General features: G+C 67.4%; 13 protein-coding genes and 1 riboswitch. Of the genes, 6 read left to right on the forward strand and 7 right to left on the reverse strand.

Going from position 1 to position 13,616, the window contains the following annotated elements; all coding sequences use genetic code 11:
* Positions 1–5: 5 nt before the first annotated feature.
* The 6 genes from urtC to AC3WPZ_RS23165 all read right to left on the reverse strand — a co-directional run bounded on the left by urtC (position 6) and on the right by AC3WPZ_RS23165 (position 6,621).
* Positions 6–1,055: an urea ABC transporter permease subunit UrtC gene (gene urtC / locus AC3WPZ_RS23140; protein ID WP_382323697.1), complete on the reverse strand. Its 1,050-nt coding sequence runs from the start codon at positions 1,053–1,055 to the stop codon at positions 6–8.
* A 2-nt stretch (positions 1,056–1,057) separates the two neighbouring features.
* Positions 1,058–1,960 carry an urea ABC transporter permease subunit UrtB gene (gene urtB / locus AC3WPZ_RS23145; RefSeq protein WP_291120624.1) on the reverse strand — a complete coding sequence of 301 codons (903 nt, stop codon included), beginning with the start codon at positions 1,958–1,960 and terminating at the stop codon, positions 1,058–1,060.
* Positions 1,961–2,033: 73 nt separating this feature from the next.
* Complete coding sequence (gene urtA, locus AC3WPZ_RS23150) at positions 2,034–3,218, reverse strand: urea ABC transporter substrate-binding protein (protein ID WP_291120626.1); 1,185 nt, start codon at positions 3,216–3,218, stop codon at positions 2,034–2,036.
* A gap of 371 nt (positions 3,219–3,589) precedes the next feature.
* Positions 3,590–4,846, reverse strand: a complete 1,257-nt coding sequence (locus tag AC3WPZ_RS23155; protein ID WP_492441749.1) for an Hsp70 family protein — start codon at positions 4,844–4,846, stop codon at positions 3,590–3,592.
* A gap of 112 nt (positions 4,847–4,958) precedes the next feature.
* Entirely contained in the window at positions 4,959–5,792 is an 834-nt protein-coding gene (locus AC3WPZ_RS23160) for a hypothetical protein (RefSeq protein WP_444688208.1), read from the reverse strand.
* 106 nt (positions 5,793–5,898) lie between these two features.
* Positions 5,899–6,621, reverse strand: a complete 723-nt coding sequence (locus AC3WPZ_RS23165) for a FadR/GntR family transcriptional regulator (protein ID WP_444688209.1) — start codon at positions 6,619–6,621, stop codon at positions 5,899–5,901.
* 186 nt (positions 6,622–6,807) lie between these two features.
* On the opposite strand from AC3WPZ_RS23165, the gene AC3WPZ_RS23170 reads away from it, so the two are divergent.
* The 4 genes from AC3WPZ_RS23170 to AC3WPZ_RS23185 are packed head-to-tail and all read left to right on the forward strand — an operon-like array spanning position 6,808 to position 11,299.
* Positions 6,808–7,794 carry a tripartite tricarboxylate transporter substrate binding protein gene (locus AC3WPZ_RS23170; protein ID WP_492441751.1) on the forward strand — a complete coding sequence of 329 codons (987 nt, stop codon included), beginning with the start codon at positions 6,808–6,810 and terminating at the stop codon, positions 7,792–7,794.
* Positions 7,791–8,771: an ornithine cyclodeaminase family protein gene (locus AC3WPZ_RS23175; RefSeq protein WP_492441753.1), complete on the forward strand. Its 981-nt coding sequence runs from the start codon at positions 7,791–7,793 to the stop codon at positions 8,769–8,771. Before AC3WPZ_RS23170 ends, AC3WPZ_RS23175 begins: the two co-directional genes overlap by 4 nt.
* A 27-nt stretch (positions 8,772–8,798) precedes the next feature.
* Positions 8,799–9,827, forward strand: a complete 1,029-nt coding sequence (locus AC3WPZ_RS23180; RefSeq protein WP_492441756.1) for a dihydrodipicolinate synthase family protein — start codon at positions 8,799–8,801, stop codon at positions 9,825–9,827.
* 23 nt (positions 9,828–9,850) lie between these two features.
* Positions 9,851–11,299, forward strand: coding sequence for an NAD-dependent succinate-semialdehyde dehydrogenase (locus AC3WPZ_RS23185; RefSeq protein ID WP_492433352.1), 1,449 nt, complete (start codon positions 9,851–9,853; stop codon positions 11,297–11,299).
* A gap of 30 nt (positions 11,300–11,329) precedes the next feature.
* Here AC3WPZ_RS23185 and AC3WPZ_RS23190 read toward each other — a convergent pair whose 3' ends face one another.
* Positions 11,330–11,761: an ankyrin repeat domain-containing protein gene (locus AC3WPZ_RS23190; RefSeq protein WP_444688214.1), complete on the reverse strand. Its 432-nt coding sequence runs from the start codon at positions 11,759–11,761 to the stop codon at positions 11,330–11,332.
* A 306-nt stretch (positions 11,762–12,067) separates the two neighbouring features.
* Between AC3WPZ_RS23190 and AC3WPZ_RS23195 the strand changes: the two genes are divergently transcribed.
* Positions 12,068–12,424: a hypothetical protein gene (locus AC3WPZ_RS23195; RefSeq protein ID WP_492433350.1), complete on the forward strand. Its 357-nt coding sequence runs from the start codon at positions 12,068–12,070 to the stop codon at positions 12,422–12,424.
* A gap of 108 nt (positions 12,425–12,532) precedes the next feature.
* A riboswitch (guanidine-I (ykkC/yxkD leader) is annotated at positions 12,533–12,664 on the forward strand.
* A gap of 68 nt (positions 12,665–12,732) precedes the next feature.
* On the forward strand, positions 12,733–13,587 hold the full coding sequence (locus AC3WPZ_RS23200) for an ABC transporter permease (RefSeq protein WP_382323688.1): 855 nt from the start codon (positions 12,733–12,735) through the stop codon (positions 13,585–13,587).
* Positions 13,588–13,616: the final 29 nt, after the last annotated feature.

Here is a 13,616-nt window from a genome sequence, read left to right on the forward strand (position 1 = left end):
GGCGCTCATCCCGCGCTCCTCGCACCGCCGCGGCGGGCCTGCCACTGGTCCTTCAGGCCCGCCAGGCCGTTGGGCATGACCCACACCACGAGGATGAACACCCCGCCCAGGAAGTACAGCCAGGCCTCGGGGAAGGTCTCCGACAGGTAGGACTTGAGAAAGCCGATGAGCAGCGCGCCCACCACGGCGCCGGGGATGGACAGGCGCCCGCCCACCGCGGCGTAGATGACCATCTCGACCGAGGCCACCACGCCGATGACGCTGGGCGAGATCAGGCCGACCTGCAGCGTGAAGAACGCGCCACCCACCGAGGCCAGCACCGCGCCGCAGGCGAAGACGAAGGCCTTCATGTGGGCGGTGTCGTAGCCGCTGAAGCGCACCCGGTCCTCGCGGTCGCGGATGGCGATCAGGATCTTGCCGAAGCGCGTGCGCACCAGCGTGAGCGCCAGCAGCATGGCCACGGCCAGGAAGGCCACCTCGACGAAGTACAGCACCCGAAGGGCCTCGTCGCTCAGGATGTCCATGCCCAGCAGCGTCTTGAAATCGGTGATGCCGTTGGCGCCGCCGGTGTCGCCCTGCTGTCCGACCACCACCACCGTGAGGGTGAGCGCCAGCGACAGCGTGACGATCGCGAAATACACCCCGCTGACCCGGCGGCGGAAGATGGCGAACGAGAACAGGTAGGCGATCACCGCCGGCAGGACGAAGATGCCCAGCACGGTCCAGCCCAGCGAGCGGAACGGCGTCCACCAGACCGGCAAGGTCTCCACGCTGCTCCACACCATGAAGTCGGGCAGCTCGGGGGCCGAGGCCTCCAGCTTGAGGAACATGGCCATCAGGTAGCCCCCCAGGCCGAAGAACACGCCCTGCCCCAGGCTGAGGATGCCGCCATAGCCCCAGGTGAGCACGATGCCGATGGCGACGAAGGCCAGCGCCAGGTACTTGCCGATGAGGTTGAGGCGGAACGGGTCGAGCAGCAGGGGCAGCGCGATGGCCAGCAGGGCGATCAGCGCGATGGCGCTGGCGAAGTCGAGTCGGTGCGTCTGGGATGACATGCTCAGCTCCTGGAACGCACGGCGAACAGGCCGTTGGGACGGAAGTACAGAACCAGGATCACCAGCAGCAGGATGGTGGCCTTGGCCATGGAGCCGCTCATCAGGAACTCGAGCCAGGTCTGGCCCTGCGCGATGGACAGGGCCGAGAGCGCCGTGCCGATCAGACTCTGCACGCCGCCGAAGACGACCACGATGAAGGAGTCGACGATGTAGAGCTGGCCCGTGCCCGGGTTGGTCGAGCCGATCATGGTGAACACGCAACCGGCGATGCCCGCCAGGCCCGAGCCCAGCGCGAAGGTGAGCGCGTCCACGCGGTGGGTGTCGATGCCAACGGCGCCGGCGATGGCGCGGTTCTGCGTGACGGCGCGCACCTTCAGGCCCCAGCGCGTGCGGTACAGCAGCAGGTACACGCCCACGGCCACGGCGATCGTCAGGCCGACGATGAAGATGCGGTTGATCGGCAGCTGGATGCCCTCGGTGGGCTCCCAGGCGCCCGCCAGCCACACGGGCAAGGGCACGCTGACCTCCTGCGCGCCGAACACGGTGCGGTAGGTCTGCTGCAGGATGAGGCTCAGCCCCCAGGTGGCCAGCAGCGTGTCCAGCGGGCGGTTGTAGAAGAAGCGGATGAAGCCGCGCTCGAGCACGTAGCCAAAGGCGAACGTCACGCAGAACGCGAACGGGATGGCCGCGAACAGGTAGATGCCCATCCACTCGGGCGCCCAGTGCTCGAAGCCCCGCGCCGCGAGGTAGGTCATGTAGGCGCCCAGCGCCATCAACTCACCGTGGGCCATGTTGATCACGCCCATCAGACCGAACACGATGGCCAGACCGATGGCCATCAGCAGCAGGATGCTGAACAGGCTCACGCCGTTGAACACCTGCATCACCGCAATGTCGAAACCCATTGACCGACTCCTGAATCGTTGGAATCGACCGGCCGCCCTCGCGGGCGACCGGCCGGCCTCCTGCCCCGCGATGTCAAATCTTGGGGAAAGGGTTGGGCTCGATCAGGGACGGCGTTTCCCACACGATGTCGAACTGGCCGTCGGCGCGCGCGCGGCCCACGCGCACCTTTTTCCACACGTGGTGGTTGGTCGCGTGCATGCGCACCGTGCCCTCGGGCGCTTCCAGCTCGATGCCGCCGGAGGCGGCGATGACCTTGTCCACGTCGAAGGACTTGGCCTTCTCCACCGCCATCTTCCAGAGGTACACGCTGTTGTAGGCCACCTGCATCGGGTCGCCGATGACGCGCTCCTGGCCGTACTTGGCCTTGAAGGCCTTCACGAACTTCTCGTTCGCGGGCGACTTGATGCTCTGGAAGTAGCCCATGCAGGCGTAGTAGCCGGCGGCGTTGTCCTTGCCGATGCCCTCGACCTCGTTCTCCGACACCACGGTGGAGAGCAGGGTCTGCTTGGAGCCGTCGAGGCCCGCGGCGCGCAGCTGCTTGTAGAAGGCCACGTTGGAGCCACCGACCACCGTGCTGTAGATGCAGTCGGGCTTGGCGGCCTTGATCTTGTTGATGATGGACGAGAACTCGGTGTGGCCCAGGGGCGCGTACTCCTCGCCCAGCACCTTGCCACCGGCCTTGGTGATGGTGGGCTTGGCGATCTTGTTGCAGGTGCGGGGGTAGATGTAGTCCGAGCCCACCAGGAAGAAGCTCTTGCCCTTCTCGCGCGCCATCCATTCGACGGCGGCGATCACCGACTGCGTGGCTTCCTGCGAGGGGTAGAACACCTGCTTGTCCTGCTCCTGGCCTTCGTAGTAGGTCGGGTAGTAGAGCAGGCCCTTGGCGCGGCCGAGCGCCGGCAGGATGGCCTTGCGCGAGGCGGAGGTGTAGCAGCCGATGATGGCCGCGACCTTGTCGCGCTCCAGCAGCTTGCGGGCCTTCTCGGCGAACACCGAGTTCTCGCTGGCGCCGTCCTCGACCACGACCTCGATCTTGCGACCGAGCACGCCGCCGGCGGCGTTGATTTCGTCGATGGCCATCTTCTCGGCGTCCACCAGCGAGGCTTCGGCAATCGCGATCGTGCCCGAGAGCGAATGCAACAGACCGAGTTTCACGGTCTCCTGCGCGGATGCGATGGCAGGCAGGCCGCCTGCGGCGCCCAGAATCAGCATGGACCCACCGGTCTTCACGATGTCGCGACGATTCATCTCACTCATGGCCTTGTCTCCTAGCGTTGGTATGGACGGATTGAGAACCTGCCACCCCCGGGGTGGCTGACAAGCAGCCGGTCACATCCACGCCTTCGTGCCAGACACGCGCAGGGCTCCGCCAGCGGATGCAGGCCATGGCCTGTCCGGAACCCATGCGAACGAGCAGAACAAAAAAAAGCCCGAACCGGTGTTCAAACCGGTTCGGGCTTTCTTGCCCAACACCTGACTGGCAGCACTGGCAGTCGGCGTCGATGAATGCGTGACAACTTCTTGTCAGCGCGCATCTTCGTTTTCAGGCCATCGCGCCGCCATAGGAAATCCACCAACTAGACAAGGGGGCGCCGTCGGTGGTATTCGCGCAGCGCCCGCACGGGTGCTCACGCCCGCGAGTACACCAGCCCCGAGGCCACGCCGCCGAACAGGTCCCCCTCCACCAGCGGCACCCCGGCGAACTCGGCCTGCAGCGCGAGCTGGAAAGGCCGCAGGGCGGACGAACCACCCGTGAGGTAGATCGCGTCCAGCGAGGCATCGCCCAGCCCGGCGCGCCGCACGCATTCGCGCGCGCATTGCACCGCGCGCGCCAGCAGCGCGTCCAGGTGCGCCGCCATGTCGCCCGGCGCGAGTTCGGCGGCCAGGCCGGGCTCCACGCCCGCCAGGTCCACCGTGGTCGGCGCGTCCTGCAGCGAGCAGCGGATCTTGGCCTGCTCCACCTCGTGCGCGATGCGGTGCCCATCGCGCTGCCGCAGCACGCGCATCAGGCGCTCGTGCAGACGCACGTCGGTGTAGTTCACGCGCAGCCCCTGCGCCTGGCTGAGCGCGCGCGGCAGGTACAGCCACTGGATCAGGTGCCAGGTGGACAGGTCCATGAACACGCGGTTGGGCACTTCCCGGCCCTGCGGCCCGTGGTGCCGGTAGCCCAGCAGCGGCATCACGCGCGCCAGGCTCAGGCGCTGGTCGAAGTCCGTGCCGCCGATGTGCACGCCCGCCGTGGCCAGCACGTCGCCGCCGCGGTCGGCCCGTGCCATGCGCTGCGGGCCCAGGCGCACCACGGTGAAGTCCGACGTGCCCCCACCCACGTCCACCACCAGCACCAGGCTCTCGCGCGTGAGGCGGCGCTCGTGGTCCAGGGCGGCGGCGATCGGCTCGAACTGGAACGACACGGCCTCGAAGCCCACGGCCAGCGCCGCTTCGTGCAGCGACTGCTGGGCCAACGCGTCGCGCGCGGGGTCGTCGTCCACGAAGTGCACCGGCCGGCCCATCACCACGCGCGTGGGTTCGTGGCCCAGCGTGCGCGCGGCGCGCTCGCGCAGCTCGGCCAGGAAGATCTCCACAATCTGCTGGAAGCTCACCTGCTGGTGGTTCACCTCCGTGGATTCGTTCAGCAGCGGGCTGCCCAGCAGGCTCTTGAGCGAGCGCAGCAGGCGCCCTTCGGTGCCGCTGAGGTACTGCGCCACGGCATCGCGGCCGAAGTGCGTGTGCCGGTCTTCGACGTTGAAGAACACCGCCGTGGGCAGGTTCGTGGCCTCGCCCTCCAGCGGCAGCAGCCGCGAGGCGCCGCCGGGTTCGGCCCAGGAAACGGCGGAGTTGGACGTGCCGAAGTCGATGCCCAGCGTGCCGGGTGGCGAAGATGTCATGGAGAGGGAAGAGAAAAAAGAGGGCGGGGCCTGCGGGAGCCATGCGCCGGCGAGGAGGCTGGATTCTGCCACCCAGCCCCATTGCTTACACGGCGCAGCGGTTCCCGACGCCTTACAGCGGCCCAAACCGGGGCGACTCGCTCTTTTTCTCTTCTTCGATGATCTCGCTGGGGCCGATGCTGGAGTCGTGCATGGCGAGCAGTGAAATGTGAAAGGAATTGCCGTTGTGCCCCGCCTGGCTGATCGGCGTGATGGGCTGTCCGTTGTGGGGCTGGCCAAAGCTCCAGACTGTGCCGCTGTGGCTCATCGGCGAGATGCTCAATGGGGTCACCTCGCTCGGCGGCGTCGGATCGGACCCCAGGCTGTTCAGGTTCAGATAGGAAATGCCCGCCGCTTCGAAGCTCTGAAGCAGCTTCTTTTTCACCCCTTCTTCTGGGGCGCACGCGGCCACCCGCGCTTGGCCATCCTCGTCCAATGGCAGGCTGTACAAAGCCCCGAAGGCGGCCTCCTTCATCTCGATGGAAAGACCGCCCATGGACAGCACAGCCAGACAAAACCTCAGCCGATCGTCGGCATCGGCGTTCAGGGCGGCGAGCAGGGCCCGTCTGAATGCCTCGCCAAACGCATCCGGCACCACGTGCTGGCTGCGCAGCACGTCGGAGACGTGGCGGCAAGACGGGTTCAAGGAGGGCAAATCTTCCAGCGCACCGGCCAGCAAGGGGTCGTTCTGCGCCGCCTGGCGAATGCCGGTGGGCGCGTTGAGCACGTTGAAATGCTCCATGAAGCACAAGGCGGCCCATTGGGTCGCCCAATCGGCTGAGTGAAAGGCTTGCAGCAATGCGGCGTTTTCAATCACCCCGAAAGCGGTGCGGTTCAGTTGAGACAACTTGAGAGGTGTCGAATCAAGCGATGGGGAATTCGAGCCGAGGAGGAGCGGGGAGATCATGTGGGATGTGGTCAGAACCGAGGGACGCCCTCGGCGGGCGAGCCGTTGCAACGCGGACGGCCGCTTTGAGTGGCCCCGCATGGCGGAAGGTTCGAAGGCGAGCGGATCAGATGCGCCAGAGCAGATTCAGCCGCGCCTGCGCCAGGTGGTCGAAGATCGCGCGCCGCGCGGTGTCCACGTCGCGCTGGCGCAGCGCGGCCACGATCTGGCGGTGCTCCTTTTGCAGCACGGCGCGCCGCTCGGCCGTCAGCACCTTCTGCTTCAGAAAGCCCCACTCGCCGCTTTCGCGGATCTCGGCCATCAGGCGGAACACGCTGATGAACAGCGCGTTCTGCGTGGCCAGGGCCAGTTGCTCGTGCAACTCGCTGTCGAGCTTTTCGAATTCGTCCAGCGTCTGCGCGGCCTCGGCGCGCGCGCAGCAATCCTCCAGCCGCTCGAAGTCGGCGGTGTTGGCGTTGTTCACGATGAGGTCCACCAGCATGGGCTCGAGCAGCAGCCGGGCGTCCATCAGCTCGGCCGGGCTCACCGACGGCACGGCGAGAAAACGCCCGGTGCCGGTGGCGCCGTCGGCCTTGCCGGTGGCGCCGCTGGGTTTTTCCGCCACGTAGGTGCCGCTGCCCACCTTCTGGGTGATCAGGCCTTGTTCGCGCAACTCGGCCAGCACACGCCGCAGCCCCGAGCGGCTCACGCCGAAGGTGGCGCACAGGTCGCGCTCGGTGGGCAGGCGGCTGCCGGGCGGCCAGCTGCCGCTCTGCAAGCCCTTGAGCAGCTCCATGCGCAGGGACTCCATGGAATCCGTCTTGATCTGCAAGGTGGCGGTGTTGGTCATGGCGCGCATTCTAGATTGGCTTCAATTGGTTTGAACCAAAGGGGCGCATTTTGGCCTAAAACCTCGGGTAATCCCCGATCTTTGTGGCGCACGACCTCGTCTAAAGTTGAACCAAAGCAGATCATAAGAAACCAATTTGAACCAATTGGTGGGCAGCCTTTCCCTCAAAACCAGGAGACCAGCAGCATGAAGACCCAGGTTCTCGCGGCCGTCCTCGCGGCCGCCTCGTTCGTGGCGGCAAGCCCCGCCCACGCGGAGTACCCCGATCGGCCGATCAGCCTCATCGTGCCCTTCCCGCCCGGCGGCACGGCGGACAACATGGCGCGCGCCCTGCAGCCCGCCCTGCAGCGCGCGCTCAAGCAGACCGTGCTGGTGGTGAACAAGGCCGGCGCGGGCGGTGCCATCGGCGTGAGCCAGGTGGCCAATGCGCCGGCCGACGGCCACACCGTGCTGCTCTCGCTGCTGAGCGTGGCCAGCCTGCCCGAGCAGGCCGTGGTCAACAAGCAGAAGCCGCCGTTCACGCTTGACCAGCTCACGCCCGTGGCATTGCTCAGCGCGGAGCCGGTGGCCATGGTCGTGCCCGAGGCCAGCCCCTACAAGAGCTTTCGCGAGCTGATCGCCGCCGCCAAGGCCAGGCCCAACGCGCTCACCTTCGGCTCCACCGGTTTCTTTGGCGAGGTGCATGTGCGCTCCGAAGCCTTCGTGGACACCGCCGGCATCGACGCCCGCCACATTCCCTACCAGGGCGGCGGGCCGCTGCTCAACGCGCTGATCGCCAACGAGGTGGACTTCGCCCTGCTCTCGCGCGCGCTCACCGCCGCCCAGGTGAAGGCGGGCCGGCTGCGCTACCTCGCCACGGCCGGTGACGAACCCTGGACCGAACCCGCCGGCCTGCCGCGCATGAAAGACCAGGGCGTCAACTTCGACACCGTGGCCGGCACGGCGGTGTTCATCCCCGCCGGCACGCCCGAGGCGGTGGAGCGCAAGCTGCGCCAGGCCGTCGAGGCCGCCGCGCAGGACGCCGAGTTCAAGCAGATGGTCACGCAGACCGGCGGCGCGGTGAAGTACGTGGCGGGCGGCGAGTTCGCCAGCTTCTGGTCGGGCTACGTGAAAGCCATCGCCGTCATCACGCGGCGCATTGCCCAGAGCGAAGCGCAAGGGAAGGCCCGATGACCCCCACGAACCCGGTGTTCATCGGCACGGAGGCCATTGAACGGCTCATGACCTGGGACGCGCTCATCCCCGCGCTGCGCGCGGCCTACGCCCAGCCTTACGACGAGCGCACCAGCCCGCCGCGCACCTTCGCCAAGGGGCCCGACGCCTCGCTGCGCGCGCTGGCGGCCGTGCCACCGGGCCAGCGCTTCATGGGCGCCAAGGTGTTCGGCCGGGGGCGCAACAAGGGCATGAACTACCTCATCTCGCTGGCCGAGCAGGACACCGGTGAAATCCGCGCGCTGATCGACGCGAACAAGATCACCGCCTTTCGCACCGCCGCCACCTCCGCCCTGTTCGTGGACGCCCTCGCCCCTCAGGCGCCGATGCGCCTGGGCGTGCTGGGCAGCGGTGCCGAAGCGCGCTCGCACGTGCAGGCCATGGCCTCGCTGCGCCCGGTGGAAAGCCTGCGCGTGTACAGCCCCACGCCGGCCAACCGCGAGAAGTTCGCGAGCGACTTCTCCGCCGCGCTCGGCATCCGCTGCGAAACCGCCGCCACGCCGGCCGAGGCGCTGGACGGCGCCAGCGTGGCCATCGCCGCCGCGCGCTCGCACGACGAATCGCCCATCCTGCACGCCGACGCGCTCCAGCCCGGCATGCTGCTGGTCTCGGTGGGTTCCACGCTGCCGGTGCAGCGCGAGATCGACGTGAGCGTGATCGAACGCTGCGACCTCATCGTGAGCGACATGCCCGACGAGGTGGCCCACGAGTCCGGCGACATGCGCGCCGCCACCGCCGCCGGCATCGCCTTCGAGCACAAGATGCGTTCGCTCAACGCGCTGGTGCGCGGCGAGATCGAAACCACGGCGCGCCTGCCCATGTTCAAGTCCGTCGGCTCCGCGCTGCAGGACATCGTGGCCGCCGAACTCATCTACGAACGCGCCATCGCCGCCGGCCTGGCCGTGACGCTGCCCATCCAGTTTTCCTACAAACAGTAAACAACCCCAACCAGGACCGACACCGACATGGCACTCTACCAACGACACGAAGCACGCGAATGGGCCCACGCACACCTCAAGGGCGTGGCCAACGTGGTCATCCCCTCCTTCACCGCCGACCTCAAGGGCCTGAACGAACAAGGCATCCGGCACGACATTCGCCACGAGATCGAGCTGGGCTTCTCGGGCACGCTGCTGGTGTCCGAAGTGGCGATGAGCCTGGCCGAGTACGAACAGTTCTTCCAGTGGTCGCACGATGAGGCCAAGGGCCGGCTCCAGTTGATCCACCACGCCAGCTTCAACACGCTGGAAGAAAACATCGAGGCCGCGAAGATCGCGGAGCGCAACGGCGCCGCGCTCATCCTGCTGTCGTACCCGGCCAACTTCTACGCCGCCACCTCGCAGGACATCTACGACTACACCAAGGCCTTCTGCGACGCCACCAGCCTGGGCGTGATGCTGTTCCAGGTGCCGCACTGGGGCTTCGACCGCGTGCACCCCTCGGACATCGACGCCGCCCTCATCCGCCGCCTGCTCGACGACTGCCCCAACATCTGCGCGCTGAAAGCCGAAGGCGGCATGCCCAGCATCATGGGCTGGGTGGAGGCCTACCGCCTGTTCAGCAAGGAAGTGGTGGTCACCATGCCGCTGGAGCAGTTCGCGCTCGCGCTCGGCCAGCTCGTGCCCATCCAGTTCATCGGCACCAGCGACACCGAGTACTACGGCGGCATGATCCCGCGCATCTTCAAGCTCATGCAGGAACACAAGTACGACGAGGCCACCGCGCTGTACTGGCAGATCAACCCGGCGCGCAAAGCCCGCGCCGCCGCCAATGCCTATTCGGCCCAGGCACAGTTCCTCAACCGCATGCTGTGGAAATACGAAGGCTGGCTCAACGGCTTCAACGGCGGCCCGCTGCGCCAGCCCACCATGCGCATCAACGAAGGCACCATGAACAGCCTGCGCCAGGCTCTGGTCAAATCGGGCATCACGCCGACGGATCTGCCCAACGGCGACTTCTTCACCGGCCGCCACCCGGTGGCCACGGTGAGCTGACCGGCCTTTTCAAGGAGACGCGCATGCACCAGCTTCCCCCCTGCCCCACGCAGCTCTACATCGACGGCGAATGGCGCGCCCCCCACAGCGGCCGCAGCTTCGACGTGGTGGACCCCGCCACCGGCGAGGTGATCGCCCAGGTGGCCGACGGTGACCTGAACGACGGCCAGGCCGCCGCCCACGCCGCCGCCGCCGCCCTGCCGGACTGGAGCGCCACGCCCCCGCGCACCCGCGCCGAGGTGCTGCGCAAGGTGCATGCGCTGATGATCGAACGCCTCGAACCCCTGGCGAAGATCATCACCCTGGAAAACGGCAAACCCCTGGCCGACAGCCGCGCCGAGGTGCGCTACGCGGCCGAGTTCTTCCGCTGGTATTCGGAAGAAGCCTGCCGCAACCTGGGCAGCGTGAGCCATGCGCCCGCCGGCGGTTACCGCATCCTCGTGCAGCACCAGCCCATCGGCGTGGTGGTGCTCGTCACACCGTGGAACTTCCCCGCCGCCATGGGCACGCGCAAGATCGCGCCCGCGCTCGCCGCCGGCTGCACCGTGCTGGTGAAACCCGCCGGCATGACGCCGCTGAGCATGCTCGCGCTGGCCGATTTGCTGGCCGAGGCCGGTGTGCCCAAGGGCGTGGTCAACATCGTGCCCACCACCAAGTCCGGCGCGCTGGTGGACATGTGGCTGCACGACCCGCGCGTGCGCCTGGTCTCGTTCACCGGCTCCACCGAGGTGGGCCAGAAACTCATCAAGGCCGCGGCCGACCAGGTGCTCAAGACCCCGATGGAACTCGGCGGCAACGCGCCCTTCCTGGTGCTCGACGGCGCCAACGTGAAAGACGCGGTGGACGGCGCCATGATCGCCAAGATGCGCAACATGGGCGAAGCCTGCACCGCCGCCAACCGCTTCTACGCGGGCGATGCGGTCTGCGACGCCTTCACCGCCGAGTTCGTCCAACGCATGCAGGCCCTGCGCATCGGCCACGGGCTGGATGAAAACAACCAGGTCGGCAGCCTGGTGGACGAACCCACCCGCAAGAAGGTGGACGAGCTCGTGCAGGACGCCGTCTCGCGCGGCGCCAGGATCCTGTGCGGCGGCAAGAAGGTGCCCGGCCCCGGCCACTTCTACGAACCCACGGTGCTGGGCGACGTGCCGCTGGACGCGCGCATCCTGAAAGAAGAGGTGTTCGGCCCCGTCGCGCCCATCGTGCGCGTGAAGGGCGGCGTGGACGACATGGTGAAACACGCCAACGACACCGAATACGGCCTCACCGCCTACCTCTACAGCGCCGACCTGGCGCAGGGCCTCAAGATCGCCGAACGGCTGGAGTTCGGCATGGTGGCGGTGAACCGGGGCCTGGTCTCCGACCCGGCCGCGCCGTTCGGCGGCGTGAAGCAGAGCGGCCTGGGCCGCGAAGGGGCGGCCGAGGGCATGCACGAGTACATGGAGACCAAGTACATCGCCGTCACCTGGTGAGGCGACGACCGCGACAGGGGCGCCCTGGCGTCAGGGCGCCTTCTTCGCGATCCGGTCCCAGTCCTTCAGCGTCTGAGCCAGGCGGTTCTTCGCATCCGCGTGGCTCTTGTTGAACACGCTCGCGAGCCGCTTCTTCAGCGCCTCGTCGGCCGGCGGCGCGCCCAGCGCCTTGAGCCGATCGATCACCAGCATCACGGTCTGGAAGTTGCCCGAGTGGATGGCCATGTACAGCGGCGTGCGCCCCGCCACGCTCACCTCGCCGTCCGCCGCGTCCAGCACATCGGCACCGCGCTCCAGCATGTGCTTCACCAGCCCGGCCTTGCCTTCCGAGCAGGCCCAGTGCAGGGGCACGAGGCCGCCTTCCAGCCGGGCGTTGAAGTCGGCATCGGGCGCCAACAGCAGCTCGGGCGCGAGCGGCCAGCCGGAGGCCTTGATCATCTGCTGGGTTTTCCAATCGCTCATGGCTGGGGCTGCTGCCGGGTGGTGGTGGGGTGTGCGAGTGTACGCACCGGCTGCGTGCATGGGAAATGCAGGGGCTCATGCGCCATGGCGGCAGAACCCCGTGGCTATACTGCCCCGCTCACGCCAAAACCGCGTGATCGGAGTTGACGTTCCGCTTCCCTCAAGTTTTGGTGGCCCGAATGGGGAGCCGCAAGGCTCGCCGGCTTCGCGCAGCGAGGGACTGGTACGTCAACCTGTTCGGGCCGCCGCCCCTGCTCCACAAGAGAGGGGGCGGCGGTGTGTCAAACACACGACCGGGAGGCCGACATGGTCACCAAAGCCAAAAAATCTCCAATGGATTTGCGCGCGCCGCACAAGCGCAGCGCTTCCCTCACCTTTTCCCACGACGCGTCGCACCGGGTTCGCGTGCTCACCAAAAGGGCATCCACCCAGATCGGCCAGCTTCGCCAGCTGATGCCGCTTTACCAACGCACCGAACGCATCCTCATGCCCGAAGGCCTCAAACGCATGCGCGACACCTCGGGCATCCCGGCCGCGCAACTGGAAGCGGGCGCGATGCTGTACGCGCTCAACCACGAGCTGGTGCTGTTCATGAACGGGCTCACGGACACCGTCGCGGCGCTGCAGGCCTATGTGGAGGACGCCTCAGGGTCGGACGACTGACACAGGATCTTCGGTGGCCTGGGGCTGAAACAGCGATCGGCGGCTGGCACAGCAGTTGCTAACACCCTGAACCAGAGAGGCGCTGTGCCCTGCACCGCACACGCCAGCCTAGAAGACCGCTAGGGTTCCGGGCGCCGCGCAGTTGACCACCAACTGAAAGACAGACACGCGGCGCTGTCTGGTCCGAGAGCGGTCGGCCACGATCGTGTGGCTCCACGGAGGGACAAAAGCCCGGGAGACGCTGCTGCGCGCCACGAAGCGCAAGCACGACGCCTCTCCGCTTTTGTGTCCCCCGTTCAGGAGCCTGCATGTCTTCCTCGCCACCCGCCATCGAGATCCGCGCGCCGCAAGCCGGCGCTCGGCGCCGCCGCGCCCACCGCCTCTGGACGGTGCGCGCGCCCATCGCGCGGCGCACCTATTGGGTGCTTGCGCTCATCGGTCTGTTCACCCCTTTGGTGCTTTGGGCCGGGCTGGCGGCCTTCGGCGGGCTGGACCCGGTGTTCCTCCCCGCCCCGCTTCAGGTGCTGACCAAGACCTGGACCTGGCTCACCGAGACCGGCCTGCTCGATGACATGGGCATCAGCATCTACCGCGTGGTCACGGGCTTTCTGCTCTCGGCGGTGATCGCGCTGCCGCTGGGTCTGTTCATCGGCTCGTACCGCGCGGTGCAGGCGCTGCTGGAGCCGCTGACGGATTTCATCCGCTACATGCCGGCGGTGGCCTTCATTCCGCTGGTGATGCTGTGGGTGGGCATTGGCGAGGGCTCCAAGATCGCCATCATCTTCATCGGCACCTTCTTCCAGATGGTGCTGATGGTGGCCGAGGACGTGCGCCGCGTGCCGGCCGCGCAGGTGGAGGCGGCGCAGACCATGGGCGCGAACCGCTCGGAGCTGATCGAGAAGGTGATCTTCCCGAGCGCCAAGCCGGCCTTGCTGGACACCTTGCGCATCACCATGGGCTGGGCCTGGACCTACCTGGTGGTGGCCGAGCTGGTGGCCGCGAACTCGGGCCTGGGCTACGCGATCCTGCGCGCGCAGCGCTTCCTGCAGACGGACACGATCTTCGCAGGGATCATCGTCATCGGCCTCATCGGCCTGGTGACGGACCAGCTCTTTCGCCTCGCGCACCGCCGCGCCTTCCCCTGGCTTTACCTGAAGGGCTGATGCGATGAGCACCCCACACCCCCACACCC

This window comes from Hydrogenophaga sp. FW305-3-2-15-A-LB1, from assembly GCF_058787875.1.

What these genes read in the sequence shown, in the direction of transcription:
- AC3WPZ_RS23190 (WP_444688214.1), bottom strand. Translation starts at nt 11,761, where the DNA reads ATGAGCGATTGGAAAACCCAGCAGATGATCAAGGCCTCCGGCTGGCCG.
- AC3WPZ_RS23180 (WP_492441756.1), top strand. Translation starts at nt 8,799, where the DNA reads ATGGCACTCTACCAACGACACGAAGCACGCGAATGGGCCCACGCACAC.
- AC3WPZ_RS23195 (WP_492433350.1), top strand. Translation starts at nt 12,068, where the DNA reads ATGGTCACCAAAGCCAAAAAATCTCCAATGGATTTGCGCGCGCCGCAC.
- AC3WPZ_RS23170 (WP_492441751.1), top strand. Translation starts at nt 6,808, where the DNA reads ATGAAGACCCAGGTTCTCGCGGCCGTCCTCGCGGCCGCCTCGTTCGTG.
- AC3WPZ_RS23185 (WP_492433352.1), top strand. Translation starts at nt 9,851, where the DNA reads ATGCACCAGCTTCCCCCCTGCCCCACGCAGCTCTACATCGACGGCGAA.
- AC3WPZ_RS23200 (WP_382323688.1), top strand. Translation starts at nt 12,733, where the DNA reads ATGTCTTCCTCGCCACCCGCCATCGAGATCCGCGCGCCGCAAGCCGGC.
- AC3WPZ_RS23160 (WP_444688208.1), bottom strand. Translation starts at nt 5,792, where the DNA reads ATGATCTCCCCGCTCCTCCTCGGCTCGAATTCCCCATCGCTTGATTCG.
- urtA (WP_291120626.1), bottom strand. Translation starts at nt 3,218, where the DNA reads ATGAGTGAGATGAATCGTCGCGACATCGTGAAGACCGGTGGGTCCATG.
- AC3WPZ_RS23165 (WP_444688209.1), bottom strand. Translation starts at nt 6,621, where the DNA reads ATGACCAACACCGCCACCTTGCAGATCAAGACGGATTCCATGGAGTCC.
- urtB (WP_291120624.1), bottom strand. Translation starts at nt 1,960, where the DNA reads ATGGGTTTCGACATTGCGGTGATGCAGGTGTTCAACGGCGTGAGCCTG.
- AC3WPZ_RS23155 (WP_492441749.1), bottom strand. Translation starts at nt 4,846, where the DNA reads ATGACATCTTCGCCACCCGGCACGCTGGGCATCGACTTCGGCACGTCC.
- AC3WPZ_RS23175 (WP_492441753.1), top strand. Translation starts at nt 7,791, where the DNA reads ATGACCCCCACGAACCCGGTGTTCATCGGCACGGAGGCCATTGAACGG.
- urtC (WP_382323697.1), bottom strand. Translation starts at nt 1,055, where the DNA reads ATGTCATCCCAGACGCACCGACTCGACTTCGCCAGCGCCATCGCGCTG.